Origin of the sequence: Limnochorda sp. LNt, from assembly GCF_035593265.1 — a bacterium.
Classification (GTDB): domain Bacteria; phylum Bacillota; class Limnochordia; order Limnochordales; family Geochordaceae; genus Geochorda; species Geochorda subterranea.
The window spans coordinates 2,502,184-2,516,132 of sequence record NZ_CP141614.1; the positions used below are offsets into that span (position 1 = coordinate 2,502,184).

At 72.3% G+C, this 13,949-nt stretch carries 15 protein-coding genes; 2 read left to right on the forward strand and 13 right to left on the reverse strand.

Annotated elements, in window-relative coordinates:
• Nucleotides 1-15 precede the first annotated feature (15 nt).
• Nucleotides 16-1,728: an amidohydrolase gene (locus VLY81_RS11915; RefSeq protein WP_324668415.1), complete on the reverse strand. Its 1,713-nt coding sequence runs from the start codon at nucleotides 1,726-1,728 to the stop codon at nucleotides 16-18.
• A gap of 77 nt (nucleotides 1,729-1,805) precedes the next feature.
• Between VLY81_RS11915 and VLY81_RS11920 the strand changes: the two genes are divergently transcribed.
• Nucleotides 1,806-2,183, forward strand: a complete 378-nt coding sequence (locus VLY81_RS11920) for a hypothetical protein (protein ID WP_324668416.1) — start codon at nucleotides 1,806-1,808, stop codon at nucleotides 2,181-2,183.
• Between the two features lie 307 nt (nucleotides 2,184-2,490).
• Here the strand turns inward: VLY81_RS11920 and trxA are convergent, their stop codons facing one another.
• Entirely contained in the window at nucleotides 2,491-2,835 is a 345-nt protein-coding gene (gene trxA / locus VLY81_RS11925) for a thioredoxin (protein ID WP_324668417.1), read from the reverse strand.
• A 158-nt stretch (nucleotides 2,836-2,993) separates the two neighbouring features.
• On the opposite strand from trxA, the gene VLY81_RS11930 reads away from it, so the two are divergent.
• Nucleotides 2,994-4,925, forward strand: a complete 1,932-nt coding sequence (locus VLY81_RS11930; protein ID WP_324668418.1) for a transglycosylase domain-containing protein — start codon at nucleotides 2,994-2,996, stop codon at nucleotides 4,923-4,925.
• A 7-nt stretch (nucleotides 4,926-4,932) separates the two neighbouring features.
• On the opposite strand, the gene VLY81_RS11935 is transcribed toward VLY81_RS11930, so the two are convergent.
• From VLY81_RS11935 to rpsK, 11 genes are all read right to left on the reverse strand, one after another.
• On the reverse strand, nucleotides 4,933-7,065 hold the full coding sequence (locus tag VLY81_RS11935; RefSeq protein WP_324668419.1) for an amylo-alpha-1,6-glucosidase: 2,133 nt from the start codon (nucleotides 7,063-7,065) through the stop codon (nucleotides 4,933-4,935).
• A 138-nt stretch (nucleotides 7,066-7,203) separates the two neighbouring features.
• Entirely contained in the window at nucleotides 7,204-7,614 is a 411-nt protein-coding gene (gene rpsI, locus VLY81_RS11940; protein WP_405001261.1) for a 30S ribosomal protein S9, read from the reverse strand.
• Nucleotides 7,615-7,625: 11 nt separating this feature from the next.
• Nucleotides 7,626-8,081, reverse strand: a complete 456-nt coding sequence (gene rplM / locus VLY81_RS11945) for a 50S ribosomal protein L13 (protein WP_405001379.1) — start codon at nucleotides 8,079-8,081, stop codon at nucleotides 7,626-7,628.
• A 5-nt stretch (nucleotides 8,082-8,086) separates the two neighbouring features.
• Nucleotides 8,087-8,980, reverse strand: coding sequence for a tRNA pseudouridine(38-40) synthase TruA (gene truA, locus VLY81_RS11950; protein ID WP_324668421.1), 894 nt, complete (start codon nucleotides 8,978-8,980; stop codon nucleotides 8,087-8,089).
• Complete coding sequence (locus VLY81_RS11955; RefSeq protein WP_324668422.1) at nucleotides 8,977-9,771, reverse strand: energy-coupling factor transporter transmembrane component T family protein; 795 nt, start codon at nucleotides 9,769-9,771, stop codon at nucleotides 8,977-8,979. The genes truA and VLY81_RS11955 overlap by 4 nt, the downstream gene beginning before the upstream one ends.
• Nucleotides 9,728-10,690 carry an energy-coupling factor transporter ATPase gene (locus tag VLY81_RS11960; RefSeq protein ID WP_324668423.1) on the reverse strand — a complete coding sequence of 321 codons (963 nt, stop codon included), beginning with the start codon at nucleotides 10,688-10,690 and terminating at the stop codon, nucleotides 9,728-9,730. Before VLY81_RS11960 ends, VLY81_RS11955 begins: the two co-directional genes overlap by 44 nt.
• Nucleotides 10,666-11,523: an energy-coupling factor transporter ATPase gene (locus tag VLY81_RS11965; protein WP_324668424.1), complete on the reverse strand. Its 858-nt coding sequence runs from the start codon at nucleotides 11,521-11,523 to the stop codon at nucleotides 10,666-10,668. Before VLY81_RS11965 ends, VLY81_RS11960 begins: the two co-directional genes overlap by 25 nt.
• Nucleotides 11,523-11,861, reverse strand: coding sequence for a 50S ribosomal protein L17 (gene rplQ, locus VLY81_RS11970; protein ID WP_324668425.1), 339 nt, complete (start codon nucleotides 11,859-11,861; stop codon nucleotides 11,523-11,525). Before rplQ ends, VLY81_RS11965 begins: the two co-directional genes overlap by 1 nt.
• 18 nt (nucleotides 11,862-11,879) lie before the next feature.
• Nucleotides 11,880-12,824 (reverse strand): DNA-directed RNA polymerase subunit alpha, encoded by a 945-nt coding sequence (locus VLY81_RS11975; RefSeq protein WP_324670418.1) that lies wholly within the window; start codon nucleotides 12,822-12,824, stop codon nucleotides 11,880-11,882.
• A 54-nt stretch (nucleotides 12,825-12,878) separates the two neighbouring features.
• On the reverse strand, nucleotides 12,879-13,505 hold the full coding sequence (rpsD, locus tag VLY81_RS11980; protein WP_324668426.1) for a 30S ribosomal protein S4: 627 nt from the start codon (nucleotides 13,503-13,505) through the stop codon (nucleotides 12,879-12,881).
• 33 nt (nucleotides 13,506-13,538) lie between these two features.
• Nucleotides 13,539-13,943: a 30S ribosomal protein S11 gene (rpsK, locus tag VLY81_RS11985; RefSeq protein ID WP_324668427.1), complete on the reverse strand. Its 405-nt coding sequence runs from the start codon at nucleotides 13,941-13,943 to the stop codon at nucleotides 13,539-13,541.
• Nucleotides 13,944-13,949 lie beyond the last annotated feature (6 nt).

Below are 13,949 nucleotides of genomic sequence, written 5' to 3' on the forward strand. Positions count from 1 at the left end.
CGAGTACGGCCCGCGTCAGGCCGTGTGGGCGATCCGGCCGGCGACGACCGTGGCGACGACCCGCACGCGGCTCAGATGGTGGCGCGCGGCGACCGCCCGCTCGTCGTCGGAGGTCCACCCACCCGGTGGAAGGGCCCGCTCGAGCGCGACGGGGTCCGGCGCCAGCAGCGCCACGTCGCCCGGCATGCCCGGCCTCAGGCCCCCGTGACGGCTCCCCTCGCCCACGGCCCGCGCCGGGCCCTGGGTGTAGGCCCGCAGCGCCTCCACCACCGAGAGCGCGTGCTCCGGATGCCAGGGGCCCTGCGCCTCCTCCTCCGGGTCGTCCGACGGCCAGGGGCGGCGCGTGACGGCTGCCCAGATCCCCCGCAAGGGGTCGGGGTCCTCGACGGGTGCGTCGCTGCCAAAGGCCAGGACGACCCCCGACTGGGCCAACCACCGCATGGCATACGCGCCTGCCGTTCGTCCCCGCCAGTAGCGCTCGGCGGGCCGCCGGTCGGCGAGCAGGTGGATGGGCTGCACGGAGGCGATGACGCCGAGGCGCCCCATCCGCTCCGCGTCGGCCTGCGCCAGGAGCTGCGCGTGCTCGATGCGGTGGGGCAGCCCCTCGACGGAGCCCCCGCCGGCCCGGCCCGCCTCCAGCCCCTCCAACACCTCGCGGCAGGCTCGATCGCCGATGGCGTGGATGGCCAGGGCGAAGCCCGTGCGGGCCGCATCCACGGCCAGTGTCGCCACGGCCCGGCGGTCCAGCAACAGCTCGCCTCGATACCCCGGGGCGTCGATCCCCGAGTACGGAGCCTCCAGGGCAGCCGTCAGCGATCCGAGCGAGCCGTCGGCGAAGGCCTTGACGGGCCCGAGGCGCAACCACTCGTCGCCGAACCCCTGGCGCAGGCCGACGTCGCGGAGCGTCTCCAGCATGCCGGCCGGCGGCATGAACCGGACCCGCAGCCCCAGGCGTCCGCGCTGGTGCAGCAAGGAGAGGGCCGCCAGGATCTCCGGCCCCTCGGGGGTCTGCGCTCCCACCAGCCCCAGGCGCCAGAGACGGAGCTGGGCGGCATCGATGGCATCGGCCCACTGGGTCAGAGACGGCCGTGGCAGCGACTCCTCGATGAGACCGACGGCCTTCTCCCGGAAGACGCCGACCCAGTCGCCCGTGGCCGGGTCACGGGGCGTCACCGAGCCGGGAGGCCAGCCGTCGAAGCCGGGCCCGATGCCGACCGCCAGACGCCCGGCGCGGTTGAGGAGCACCGAGTGCAGGTCCCGGGTCCAGACGACGACGGGCCGGTCCGGGAAGGCCGCGTCCAGCCATGCCAGGTCCTCCAGTGGGGCGCCCTCCATGCGGTGGGGAGAGAGGCCCCGCGCTACCAGCCACTGCCCGGGCCCGAGCTTCCGGGCGTACGGCTGGAGGCGCGCGAGCACCTCGGCGACGCTCCGGCACGCGCTCAGGTCCGGCTGGGCCTGGGCCATGGCCCAGGCCCCCAGGTGGATGTGGCTGTCGACCAGACCCGGCACCGCCAGCGCCCCCTGGCCGTCCAGCCGCGCCACCCCCGTCCCCGCTGCTGCCCGCAGCGCCTCGCGCGGCCCGATGGCCCGGATGGTGCCGGACTCGATCCAGATGGCCCCGTCCTCGACGGGTCGCTCCAGGACACCGTCCCCGGCCAGCTCGGGGTAGAGGACGATCCCCTCGATGAGAAGCCCACGGGCATCCGTCGACGCTTCGCCCCCCTGCATGCCGGCGTCTCGCCTCCTTCGCATCGCGCCTGCATGGGCCCCCGCCCCCGGGGTCACCCTACCCCGGCGGGAGGCCGATGACGATGCAGCTCCCTCCATCGCGGCAGACGGTCATGGGCGCCTTCCGGGACCCCGACGGGGCCCGGCGCGCCGTGGAGGCGCTCCGGGCGGCCGGTCTCGAGACGGCCCAGCTCGACCGGATATCGCTCTACCCCGGGGACGATGGGGGTGCCTCGCCCCGTCCGCTGGCGGGCCGGATGGAGTCGCTGGCGGCGGCGACGCTGGGCACGTCGGGAGGGGACACGGGAGCCGCCCTGGCCGCGCACCCGTCGGCCAGCGGGATGGCGGGCGGCCCTCGGGCGAGGCTGCGTCCCTACCTGGTCACCGCCGTCGTGCCCGACGAGCGAGCCGAGGAGGCGGCCCGCATCCTGCGCGAGCACGGGGGACTGGTCTGACCGCCCGGCGTCCCGGGTCCCGCCAACGCAAGAGGGGCGTCGCCCCGCACCCCGGCGGGCGCCGCCCCTCTTCGTCCCGACGACACGCCTGCTCGCACCCGGCCCCGCTGCCGGAGGCTACTTCTTCTTCTTGGAGTCCTTCTTGGCGGCCGCCTTCTTCTTCTCGGCCATGGCCACCTCGCCCTCCTCCCCGCCCCCTACTGGGCCATCCCGCAGCCCGGCAGGCCCTGGGCCCCTCGAGCGTGCACCCTGCCCATCTTGGAGGTGCTAATACGAGTGGCCTGCTCCTTCTCCTGCTGCGGCCCGGTCAGGCAGAGGCGCCGTCGAGGACCGTCTCGATCCTGCGCACCAGGGAGGAGCGGGGCTGCAGCCCCACGATGAACTCCACCGGCTCCCCCGCCTTGAAGAGCACCAGGGTGGGGATGCTCATGATCCCGTAGCGCGTAGCCAGGTCGGGGTGCTCGTCGACGTTGAGCTTGCCGACTTTGAGGCGGCCGGCGTACTCCTCGGCGATGGCGTCGACGATGGGCGCCATCCGCAGGCACGGGCCGCACCAGGCGGCCCAGAAGTCGACGAGGACCGGGGTGTCGCTGCCCAGGACCTCCTGGTCCCAGTTGGCTTGTGTAAACGTGTGGACGTGCTCGCTGGCCACGGCCTCTCCTCCTCGGCGATGCTCCAGGCTGGCAACTTCGCGCCCCTTCACCGGCGGGCATATTCTAGTCATCCCCCTGCCGGGGTGTCAAACGGCGCCGTCGGTGCATAGGCGCCGGGCCGGTGCGTCCACTTTATGGAAGGGGACAGAGAGCCCGGGTGGGAGACGTGCGACGGCTGGGGCGGTGGGTCGGACTCCCGATGGCGCTGGTGGCCGTGGTCCTGTCGTGGGACCTGGCCAGGGCCTGGTGGACCGTCCGCAGCTTCGAAGCCGAACGACCACCCCAAGCGGCCACCATCTTCGACGTGCGGGGCGAGGTCATCGGCACCGTCGGCGCCCTGCATCGGTCCTTCGTACGCCTCGACCAGATCCCCGACCACCTGGTCGCCGCCCTCATCGCCACCGAGGACAGCCGCTTCTACCGCCACCCCGGCATCGACCCGTTGGGGCTGGCACGAGCCCTGTGGGTCAATGTCCAGGCCGGCACCATTGTGCAAGGCGGCAGTACCCTGACCCAGCAGCTGGCCCGTACCCTCTTCCTCACTCACGAGCGGACGTGGTGGCGCAAGCTGGACGAGGCCCTGCTGGCCCTCATGCTGGAGGCCCGCTATCCCAAGGAGCGCATCCTGGAGATCTACCTCAACCGCGTCTACTTCGGCGAGGGCGCGACGGGGATCGGCGCGGCGGCCGTGACTTACTTCGGCAAGCGCCCCCAGCAGCTGACCTTGGGCGAGAGCGCGCTGCTGGTGGGGATCTTGCGCTCGCCCTCCAATCTCTCCCCCTACCGCCACCCCGAGGCGAGCCTGGCCCGGCGGCGGGTCGTGCTGGGCCGGATGGTGGAGATGGGACTCGTCTCCCCCCGCCAGGCCGAGGAAGCAGCTGCCGAGCCCCTGCGCCTGGCGGGGGTACGGGGCGGCCCCGCGCCGTGGTACCTCGATTGGGTGGGCGCCCAGCTCGAGTCCCGATTCGGCACGGGACTGGCGCTGCACGCCGGCTTGCGCGTCCACACCGGCTTCGATCTGCGCATGCAACGGGCGGCGGTCCGGGCCCTGGGGCGGCATCAGGGCGCCATCGTGGCCATCGATCCCCGCACCGGCGACGTCAAGGCCATGGTCGGCGGGCGCGACTACCTGGAGAGCCAGTTCAACCGGGCGGTGGCCGCTCGCCGCCCGCCGGGCTCGGCCTTCAAGCCCTTCGTCTACGCCGCCGCGCTCGAGCAGGGGTGGCCCGTCAACACGCTGGTCCAGGACGTCCCCCACCGCTTCGGCAGCTACCAGCCTCGCAACTTCGGCGACCGCTACTGGGGTCCGGTCACGATGAAGCACGCCCTGGTCATGTCGCTCAACGCCGGGTCCGTATGGCTGGCCTCCCGCATCGGTATCGACCGGGCGCTGGCCCTGGCGCGGGCGCTCGGCATCACCTCGCTCACCCCCGCGGACCGCCACCTGGCGGCCACGCTGGGAGGCCTGCGGCTGGGCGTCAGCCCCCTGGAGATGGCCCAAGCCTTCGCGGCCTTCGCCAACGGAGGGATCCTGCGGCCGGCGCGCTCGTACGTGCGCATCGTGGACCGGGACGGCTACGTCTGGTACGAGGCGCCTCCCGACGAGGGGCGCCGGGTGCTGCGACCGGAGGTGGCGTACCTGATGACCCACATGCTGCGCGACGCCCTGGAGCGGGGCACGGGCCAACAGGCGCGGCTGGGCCGGCCCGCGGCCGGCAAGACCGGCACCAGCGATGGCCAGCGAAACGCCTGGTTCGTCGGCTACACGCCCCAGCTGGTAGCGGCCGTCTACATCGGCCACGACGACAACGCGCCCGTCGGCGGGACCGGCGGCGAGCTGGCGGCCCCCATCTGGAAGGCCTTCATGCAGGAGGCCCTGGCCGGCACCCCGCCCCTGGACTTCCCCGTGCCGGACGGCATCGTGACCGGCATCGCCGTCGACGTCTCGACGGGAGGACGGGCCGGGCCGCTCTGCCAGTGGGTAGAGGTCGACGCCTTCGTCGCGGGCACGGAGCCGCTGTGGGAGTCCCCGTGCGACGGCACCGCGGCGCCACAAGCCCCGGCCACCGGCCTCCAGGGCGGGGCCTGAGCCCGGCTCAGCGGGCCTGGTGCTCGATGTGAGCCGTGGCGGCCATCAGACCATCTCCCCCGCCACCGTCGGGCCGAGCCGACGGACGGAGCCGGAGCCGTGCCGTCGCGCCCCCCACCGCCAGGCGGTCCACCTCGACCTCGCCCAGCCAGGCGGGGATGCGGTCGCCAACCCGCAACTCGCCCGACAGGCCATCCACCTCGAGCCCGATGAGGGTGGCCAGCATGAGGAAGGGAGCGGCCGCGGCCCAGGCCTGCGGCGAGCAGGCGGTGGGATAGGGCACCGGCGGGCCATCGGCGCGGTCGAAGCCGCAAAAGAGCTCCGGCAGACGCGCCCCCTCGAAGTGGTCGGCAGCATCCAGTAGACCGCGCAGGAGACGGGCCGCCTCGGCCAGCCGCCCGTAGCGCGCGAGGCCCGCCGCCACGATCGCCGTGTCGTGCGGCCAGACGGAGCCGTTGTGGTAGCTCATGGGGTTGTAGCGGGCCTGGCCCATGGCCACCGTGCGCACCCCGTAGCCGGAGAAGAGCTCGGGCGCCATCAGACGTCGTACCACCGCGGCCAGGCGATGGGGTGGCACGATGCCGGCCCACAACCCGTGGCCCGGGTTGGAGGTGACCACCGCGAGGGGCCGCCGGGCGCCGTCCAGGGCATGGGCGTAGTATCCCAACGCCTCCAGCCAGAAGAGCCGATCGAACCGGTCGGCCAGGGCCTCGGCCCGGGACGCCAGCGCCTCGGCCCGCTCCGGGCGTCCCAGCCGGAGGAGCAGCTCCGACAGGGACCGGTAGGCGCGGTAGGCGTAGACCTGGACCTCCACCGGGGCGATGGGCGGCTGGGCCAGTGTGCCGTCGGCGTGCCACGTCGAGTCCCACGAGTCCTTCCAGCCCTGGTTGTCGAGCCCGCCCCACGAGCGGCGCCGGTACTCGAGGAAGCCATCCCCGTCGAGGTCGCCGTAGCGCTCCATCCACTCGACGGCTCGAAGGACGGCCCCCTCGATGGCCTCGAAGGTCTCCCGGTCTCCCGTGGTCCGCGTGTAGTCGGCCGCGAGCGCCACGAAGAGGGGGGTCGCGTCGACCGTCCCGTAGTAGGGCCGGTGCGGAATGAGCCCCAGCCGTGCCAGCTCGCCGAAGCGCACCTCGTGCAGGATCTTGCCGGGCTCGGCATCGGTCCAGTCGTCCATGGCGGCGGCCTGGTGTCGGGCCAGCGTGCGCAGCACGCCGCGCGCCAGCGCCGGTGCGAAGGGCAGGACGAAGTAGGCGGCCCAGAGGCTGTCACGGCCGAAGGGTGCGGCGAACCACGGGATGCCCGCCACGGGGAAGGGGCCATCCCCGAAGTCGGAGACCAGGGCCCGCAGGTCCTCCGCTCCCCGTTGCAGCAAGCGGTGCAAGCGGGGCTCCGCGACCCGGATGGCGGCGGTCCGCTCCATCCACTCTCGGTAGGCAGCCGACAGCCGCTCCAGGGCTCGGTCGACCGCCCGCTCCAGCGGCTCGGCCGGGAGCGGCGGCGCCGTCTCTCCTTCGCGAGGCGCCAGCCAGACCGTCAGCTCCCGGCGCTCTCCCGAGCCCAGCGCCAGCGTCCACCGAGCCTCGAGCCGGCCCTCGGCGGGCTGCAGCTGGCACCCGGCGGAGCAGGCCACCGCCAGACGGCGGTGGACGCCGTCCTCCCCCTGGTAAGCCAGCCACCAGGCCGCGCCCGGCCCGGCCGTCTGCGGCGCCTGCAGGCGCCCGCCCTCACGAGGGGCCATCCCCCGGATGGCCATGATGTCGCGGAAGTCGGCCCCCACCCGCAATCGCAGCGTCAACGCCAGAGGCTCGTGGCCGTAGTTGGTCAGCCGGATGCGCTCGACCAGGGCCTCGCCCGTCACCACCAGGGTGCGCTCCACGGCCACCGAGTGGGCCGGCCGCGGGCGCGGGCCCCCGCTGCCAGCATTGGTCATGAAGATCCGGGCCGCGTAGGGAGCGACCGGTCCCGCATCGAGCACCGTCAGCGCCTCGCCGTCCTCCAGCTCGAGCCGGTACGTCGAGACGAAGCGGGTATCACGGGCGTACAGGCCGAAGGCGCCGCCCTCCGGGATCTCGCCGGATCTCGTCATCACCACGAAGACATCCTGCTCCTTGAGGACCAGGCGAGCCGCCTCCCCCACGACCAGCCGTCCCCTCCCCTGGCGATGGCCTGGCGCGACGCCGCCTGGCCCGGTGATCCACTCTCACCGGCCAGGCGGCTCGTCGGCATACCTTCGGATGTCGAGTCAGGACCGCTCACCCGTGAGCGGGCCGACGCGTCAGCGCTTGGAGTACTGCGGCGCCTTGCGGGCCTTCTTGAGGCCGTACTTGCGGCGCTCCTTCATCCGAGGGTCCCGCCGCAGGAGTCCCGCCGACTTGAGCGGCGACCGCCACGAGGGATCGACAGCCTCCAGCGCACGGGCGAGCCCGTGGGCGATGGCGCCGGCCTGGCCCGACGTGCCACCCCCGCGCACGTTGGCGATGACGTCGAAGGCGCCGGCGGCCCCCACCACCTCCAGCGGGCGACGCACCAGCGTCAGCAGCGACGGATGGCCGCGGAAGTACTCCTGATAGTCCATACCGTTGATCAGGATGCGTCCGCCACCCTGTACCAGCGAGACACGCGCCACCGACTCTTTGCGGCGGCCCGTGGCCAGCACGAGCGGGTTGGCGCCTACGACGACAGCCAACTGGCTTCACCTCACACGTCGAGCGGCTCGGGCTTCTGCGCTTGATGGGGGTGCTCCGGGCCGGCGTAGATCTTGAGCTTTTTGATCTGGCGGCGCCCCATCGGGTTGTGGGGCAGCATGCCCCAGACGGCCCGACGCAACACCTCTTGGGGCCGCCGAGCCAGAAGCTTGCGCAGCGGCTCCGTCTTGAGCCCGCCCGGATGGAGCGTGTGATGACGGTACACCTTCTGGTCCAGCTTCTTGCCCGTCACCCGCACCTTGTCGGCGTTGACCACCACGACGTAGTCGCCGTCGTCGACGTGCGGCGTGTAGGAGGGCTTGTGCTTGCCCCTCAGCACGGTGGCGATGCGGCTCGCGAGACGCCCCAGCACCTTGCCCTGCGCGTCGACCACGTACCAGCGGGGCCGGACATCTTGGGCCCTGAGCATCACGGTCCTGGCGGGATTGACCGGCATGACAGCTGCTATCCCCTCTAGCCGTCGTGGCCGCCGAGGCCACGGGGCCATTCTAGCCAAAGGCCCGCGAGCGTGTCAAGGATTCGCCCGCAGCCATCCAGCCCCGCCGGGGGAGGGCCGTAGTGGACATGGACCAGCACCAGCCCGGCCGGTGAGACCGTCTGGGCCACCATCCGCCGGCGGCCGGCGCGCTCGCCCGGCGACCCGGCCCGCCGGGACTCGTCCAGGGCGTCCAGCACGTCGCCGGCCTGCAGCCTCCCGCTGCCCACCGCCAGCATGGCACCGACCAGTCGCCGCACCATCCGGTACAGGAAGGCGTCGGCCTCGAAACAGATCCGCACCAGGCGTCCTCCAGCCATGGGCTCCGCGTCCACCCGGCAGTCGAAGAGAGTGCGGGCCGTGCTCCCCCCTGGCCGCGTCGGGCTGCCGAACGCGTCGAAGCGGTGCCGGCCGACCAGCTGGGCTGCCAGGCAGGACATGGCCGCCAGTTGCAGCGGCCCCGGCCACCACAGCGAGAAGCGCCCCAACAGCGCCGACGGCAGGGGGTGCTGGAGGACATGGTAGCAGTAGATACGGCTGGTGGCGTCCCGGCGCGCGTGAAAGCCCGGGTCGGCCTCCTGCGCCTCCACCACCCGCACGGCCGGCGGCAGGCGGTGGTTGAGCGCCTGGGCGATGCGCTCGGCGGGGACGGCCTGCGAGGTGCGAAAGTGCACCACCTGGCCCACGGCGTGCACCCCTGCGTCGGTGCGGCCCGCGCCCACCATGCGGACCGGGTGCCCCAGGAGTCGACGGCCCGCCTCCTCCAAAAGTCCCTGCACGGTGGGCTTGCTCGGGTCGCGCTGGCGCTGAAAGCCGTAAAGCCCTGTCCCGTCGTACTGCACCCGCAACCGGAGGGTGCGCGTCGCCCTCAAAGGACGGCCCCCACCCCCCCTGCCACGACCGCGAAGGCGACCAGCGTGGCCCAATCCCGTCGCCGCATCCGGAGCTGCCGGAGCCGGGTGCGTCCCTCTCCGCCCCGGTAGCACCGCGCTTCCATGGCCAGGGCTAGGTCGTCGGCTCGTCGGAAGGCGCTGACGAAGAGCGGCACCAGGAGCGGCACCAGCGCCCGGGCCCTCGCCCACAGCGAGCCCCGGTCGAAGGCAGCGCCCCGCGCCATCTGGGCCTTCATGATGCGCTCGGCCTCCTCCGCCAGGGTCGGCACGAAGCGCAAGGCGATGCTCATCATCATGGCCAGCTCGTGAGCGGGCACCCCGACCCGGCGGAGCGGGGTCAGCAGGCGCTCGATGGCGTCGGTCAGGTCGATGGGACTGGTGGTGAGCGTCAGCAGCGAGGCCCCCGCCACCAGGAGCACCAGCCGAAGCCCCATCATGCCGGCTCGCTCGACGCCCTCCGCGGTCAGCCGTAGCGGCCCCCACTGCCACAGGGTGCGCCCCTCGGTCCAAAAGGCGTTGAGCACGGCGCTGATAGCGATGAGCACCACGATGGGACGCAGCCCCCGCAACACCCAGCGGGGAGAGAGGCGGCCCGCGACGAGCCCCAGGGCGACCATCCCGGCGCCCACGCCGTAGCCCCACCAGGTCTCCACCACGAACATCAGGACGATGAAGCCGGTGACCAACCCGATCTTGGTGCGCGGGTCGAGCCGGTGGAGGAACGAGTCACCGGGGACGTACTGGCCGAGGGCGATCTCGCCGATGGCCATGGGCCCGTCTCCTCTCCTGGGACGGGGACGACGGCTCTGAGGCGGCACGGCCGTCGACGGGGCCACGCGTCGCACGCCACCATCGCAGGATCTCCTCCGCCACCTCGCCGACACCGAGCCGGTCCAGCCGCACGTCGGCGCCGCGGTCGCGCAGGGCGTAGAGGACGCGCACCGTGGCCGGCACGTCGAGCCGGTGTCGCTGCAGCAGCGCACGATGCTGGGCGAAGAGCTCCCGCACCGGCGCGTCCGCGACCAGACGGCCCTCGCTCAGCACCAGCACGCGGCGCGCCACCTCGGCCAGGTCATCCATGTCGTGGGTGACCAGCAGCACGGTCATGCCCTCCCGGTTGAGACGCGCCAGCAACCGCAGCAGGTCGCGCCGTCCGCCCGGGTCCAGGCCAGCCGTCGGCTCGTCGAGGATCAGCTTGGAGCAGCCGAGGGCCAGCACCCCGGCGATCGCGACACGGCGCCGTTGCCCGCCGGAGAGCTCGAAGGGCGAGCGTCTCGCCAGGGCCTCGACGTCGAGCCCCATCATGGCCATGGCCCGGCGCACCCGCCGGTCCACCTCGTCGGCATCGAGCCCCATCGAGCGTGGGCCGAAGGCGACGTCGTCGTAGACGGTCTCCTCGAAGAGCTGGTACTCGGGGTACTGGAAGACGAGCCCCACCGTCCGGCGCAGGCGCCGCATGTCGGTGCGCCGGTCGCCCACGTCGTGCCCGTCGACGAGGACCGTGCCCGGCCGGGGACGGATGAGGCCGTTGAGATGCTGCACCAGCGTCGACTTGCCCGAACCGGTGGGCCCGATGAGCCCGACCGACTCGCCGTCCGCGATCTCGAAGCTCACGTCGTGCAGCGACGGGACGGCCATGGGGGTCCCCGGCATGTAGACGTGACTCAGGTGGCGGACGACGATGGGCACAACCACTCCACCAGCTCTTCGACCGTGATGACGCTCGGGTCCACCGGCACGCCGGCCAGCCGCAAGCGCTCGGCCACCGCCACGGCCACGGGCAGGTCCAGCCCCAGCGCCTCCAGCCCGGCGGCCCGCTGGAAGACGGTCCGGGGCGCCCCTTCCAGGACGACGCGGCCCTGGTCCATCACGACCACCCGGTCGGCCAGTGCCGCCTCGGCCATCTGCTGGGTGATGAGCACCACCGCCATCCCCATCCGCCGGCGCAGGTCCAGCAGCGTCTCCATCACCTCGGCGCGCCCCCGGGGATCCAGCATCGACGTGGGCTCGTCGGCCACGATGCAGAGGGGCTGCATCGCCAGGACGCCGGCGATGGCGACGCGCTGCTTCTGGCCGCCCGAGAGGCGATGGGGCGGATGGCGCCGGTACTCCGTCATGCCCACCGCCTCCAGCGCCCACGCGACGCGCCGGCCGATCTCGTCGGGTGCGATGCCCAGGTTCTCGGGGCCGAAGGCCACGTCTTCCTCCACCGTCGTGGCCACCAGCTGGTTGTCGGGGTTCTGGAAGATCATCCCCACTCGTCGCCGGATCTCCCACGAGCGGGCCGTGTCGCGGGTATCGATGCCGTCGACCACCACACGGCCCTCGTCGGGCAACAGCAGTCCGTTGAGGTGGCGAGCCAGCGTCGACTTGCCCGATCCGTTGCGCCCCACCACCGCCACCAGCTCGCCGGGCCACAGCCGCCATGAGACCTCGTTCAACGCGACGACCGCCGGGGCATCTCCTCCGGCGGCGTAGCGGTAGGTGACCCGGTCGACCTCGATGAGGGGATCGGAGGGCATCAGACCAGTTCGATGATGGACATGGGGGCAGCATCGCCCCGCCGCGGTCCGATCTTGACGATCCGCACGTACCCTCCTTGCCGCTCGGCGTACCTGGGCCCCACCTCGGCGAAGAGCTTGCGCACCGCGGCCTTGTCGGTCAGCACGGAGGCGGCCTGCCGACGAGCGTGCAGGTCACCGCGCTTGGCGAGGGTGACCATGTGCTCGGCGATGGGGCGCACCACCTTGGCCCGGGCCAGCGTGGTCCGAATGCGGCCGTGCAGGATGAGTTGGGTGGCAAGCTGCCGCAGCAGCCACCGCCGGTGATCGTAGTCGCGACCCAGCTTGCGAGCCTTCACGTCTCGTCCCCCGCCGTCTCAGTCGTCGTCGGGCTGGCGCAGTGACAGGCCCAGTTGCGCCAGCTTCTCCTTCACTTCCTGGAGCGACTTCTTGCCCAGGTTGCGGACCTTCATCATGTCCTCCTCGGTCTTGCGGGTCAACTCGCCCACGGTGTCGATGCCGGCCCGCTTGAGGCAGTTGTAGGAGCGCACCGACAGGCCCAGCTCCTCGATGGGCATCTCCAGGACCCGGCTGCGCTCACGATCCTGCGGGCTCTCCTGCTGCATGGGCGCCTGCTCAGGCGTCGTCAGATCCCGGAAGAGCTCCAGGTGCTGGATGAGGATCTGCGCAGCCGTCGCAACGGCCTCCATGGGGGCGATGGCCCCGTTGGTCCACAGCTCCAGCACCAGCCGGTCGAAGTCGGTCCGCTGGCCGACCCGGGTGTTTTCCACGTGATAGTTGACGCGGCGCACCGGATTGAAGATGGAATCGACCGCCATCACGCCGATGGGAAGCCCCGGCTGCTTGTTGCGCTCCGCCGGCGCCCAGCCGCGTCCCTTGACGATGGTCATCTCCATCGAGAGGCGGCCGCCGGACTCGAGGGTGGCGATGACGTGGTCCGGATTGAGGATCTCCACCTCCGGCCCCACCCGGATGGCTCGCGCCAGCACCGGGCCCTCTTCGGAGGCCTCCAGGCGCGCCGTCACCGGGCCATCGCCGTGCAGCCGCACCACCAGCTCCTTGACGTTGAGGATGATGTCGGTAACGTCCTCCCGCACCCCCGGCAGATGGGAGAACTCGTGGAGTACGCCGTCGATGCGCAGCGTGGCCACCGCCGCGCCCGGCAGCGACGACATCAGCACCCGGCGCAACGAGTTGCCCAACGTGATGCCGTACCCCCGCTCGAGGGGCTCCACGACGAACTTGCCGTAGGTGTCGGTCACCTCCACCGCCTGGATGGTGGGCCGCTCCAACTCCAACATCACTGCCATCTCTGCTCGACCGCCTCCCTGGCTTGCGGGCCTAGGCCGGGGCCATCAGCGGGAGTAATGCTCCACGACCAGGTGCTCGTGCACCGGCGCGTCGATCTGGTCCCGACCGGGCACCACCAGCACGCGTCCCTCCAGGCGCTCCGGCGCCAGCTCCAGCCAGGAGGGCACCCCCCGGCCCCCCGAGGCCGCGACGTTGTCGCGGATGAGCGTGACGTCCTTGCTGCCCTCTCGCACGCCCACCACGTCACCGGGCCGCAGGCGATAGGAGGGCACGTCGACCCGCCGGCCGTTGACGGTGAAGTGCCCGTGGCTGACCAGCTGGCGGGCCTGCCGGCGCGACTGGGCGAAGCCGAGGCGGTAGACCACGTTGTCGAGCCTCAGCTCCAACAGCTGCAGCAACGCCTCTCCCGTGACGCCCTTGCGCCGCGCTGCCTGCTGGAAGATGTGGCGGAACTGGCTCTCCATCAGCCCGTAGTAACGCCGCAGGCGCTGCTTCTCCCGCAGGTGCAGGCCGTACTCGGTGGGCTTGCGTCGCATCTGCCCGTGCTGGCCGGGAGCGTAGTTGCGCCGCTCCAGCGCGCACTTCTCCGAGTAGCAGCGATCGCCCTTGAGGAACAGCTTGACGCCCTCACGCCGGCAGAGCCGGCAGGCAGGGCCGGTGTAACGTCCCATGCGTGGCAGGTCCTCCTACCCTTCTCCGCTGCCTCACACCCGCCGGCGCTTGGGCGGCCGGCAGCCATTGTGAGGGATGGGGGTCACGTCTTTGATGGCGGTCACCTCGAGCCCCGCCGCCTGCAGCGATCGGATGGCCGTCTCCCGTCCGGAGCCGGGCCCACGGACGCGTACCTCCACCTCGCGCATCCCGTGCTCCATCGCGGCGCGGGCGGCTGCCTCCCCCGCCAGGCCAGCGGCGTAGGGCGTCCCCTTGCGGGAGCCCTTGAAGCCCACCGTCCCCGAGCTCGCCCAGGCGACCACGTTGCCCTGCTTGTCGGTGATGGTGACGATGGTGTTGTTGAAGGTCGACTTGATGTACGCAATCCCCGAGGGGACGTTCTTGCGCTCCCGGTGGCGGACCCGGGTCGTCCCCCCTCGGCGCCGCGGTTCAGGCATGGTGCG

Excerpts from the sequence above, each read along its gene's own strand:
- VLY81_RS11915 (WP_324668415.1), bottom strand. The coding sequence starts at position 1,728 with ATGCAGGGGGGCGAAGCGTCGACGGATGCCCGTGGGCTTCTCATCGAG.
- VLY81_RS11920 (WP_324668416.1), top strand. The coding sequence starts at position 1,806 with ATGACGATGCAGCTCCCTCCATCGCGGCAGACGGTCATGGGCGCCTTC.
- VLY81_RS11955 (WP_324668422.1), bottom strand. The coding sequence starts at position 9,771 with ATGGCCATCGGCGAGATCGCCCTCGGCCAGTACGTCCCCGGTGACTCG.
- VLY81_RS11965 (WP_324668424.1), bottom strand. The coding sequence starts at position 11,523 with ATGCCCTCCGATCCCCTCATCGAGGTCGACCGGGTCACCTACCGCTAC.
- VLY81_RS11975 (WP_324670418.1), bottom strand. The coding sequence starts at position 12,824 with ATGTTGGAGTTGGAGCGGCCCACCATCCAGGCGGTGGAGGTGACCGAC.
- rpsD (WP_324668426.1), bottom strand. The coding sequence starts at position 13,505 with ATGGGACGTTACACCGGCCCTGCCTGCCGGCTCTGCCGGCGTGAGGGC.
- rpsK (WP_324668427.1), bottom strand. The coding sequence starts at position 13,943 with ATGCCTGAACCGCGGCGCCGAGGGGGGACGACCCGGGTCCGCCACCGG.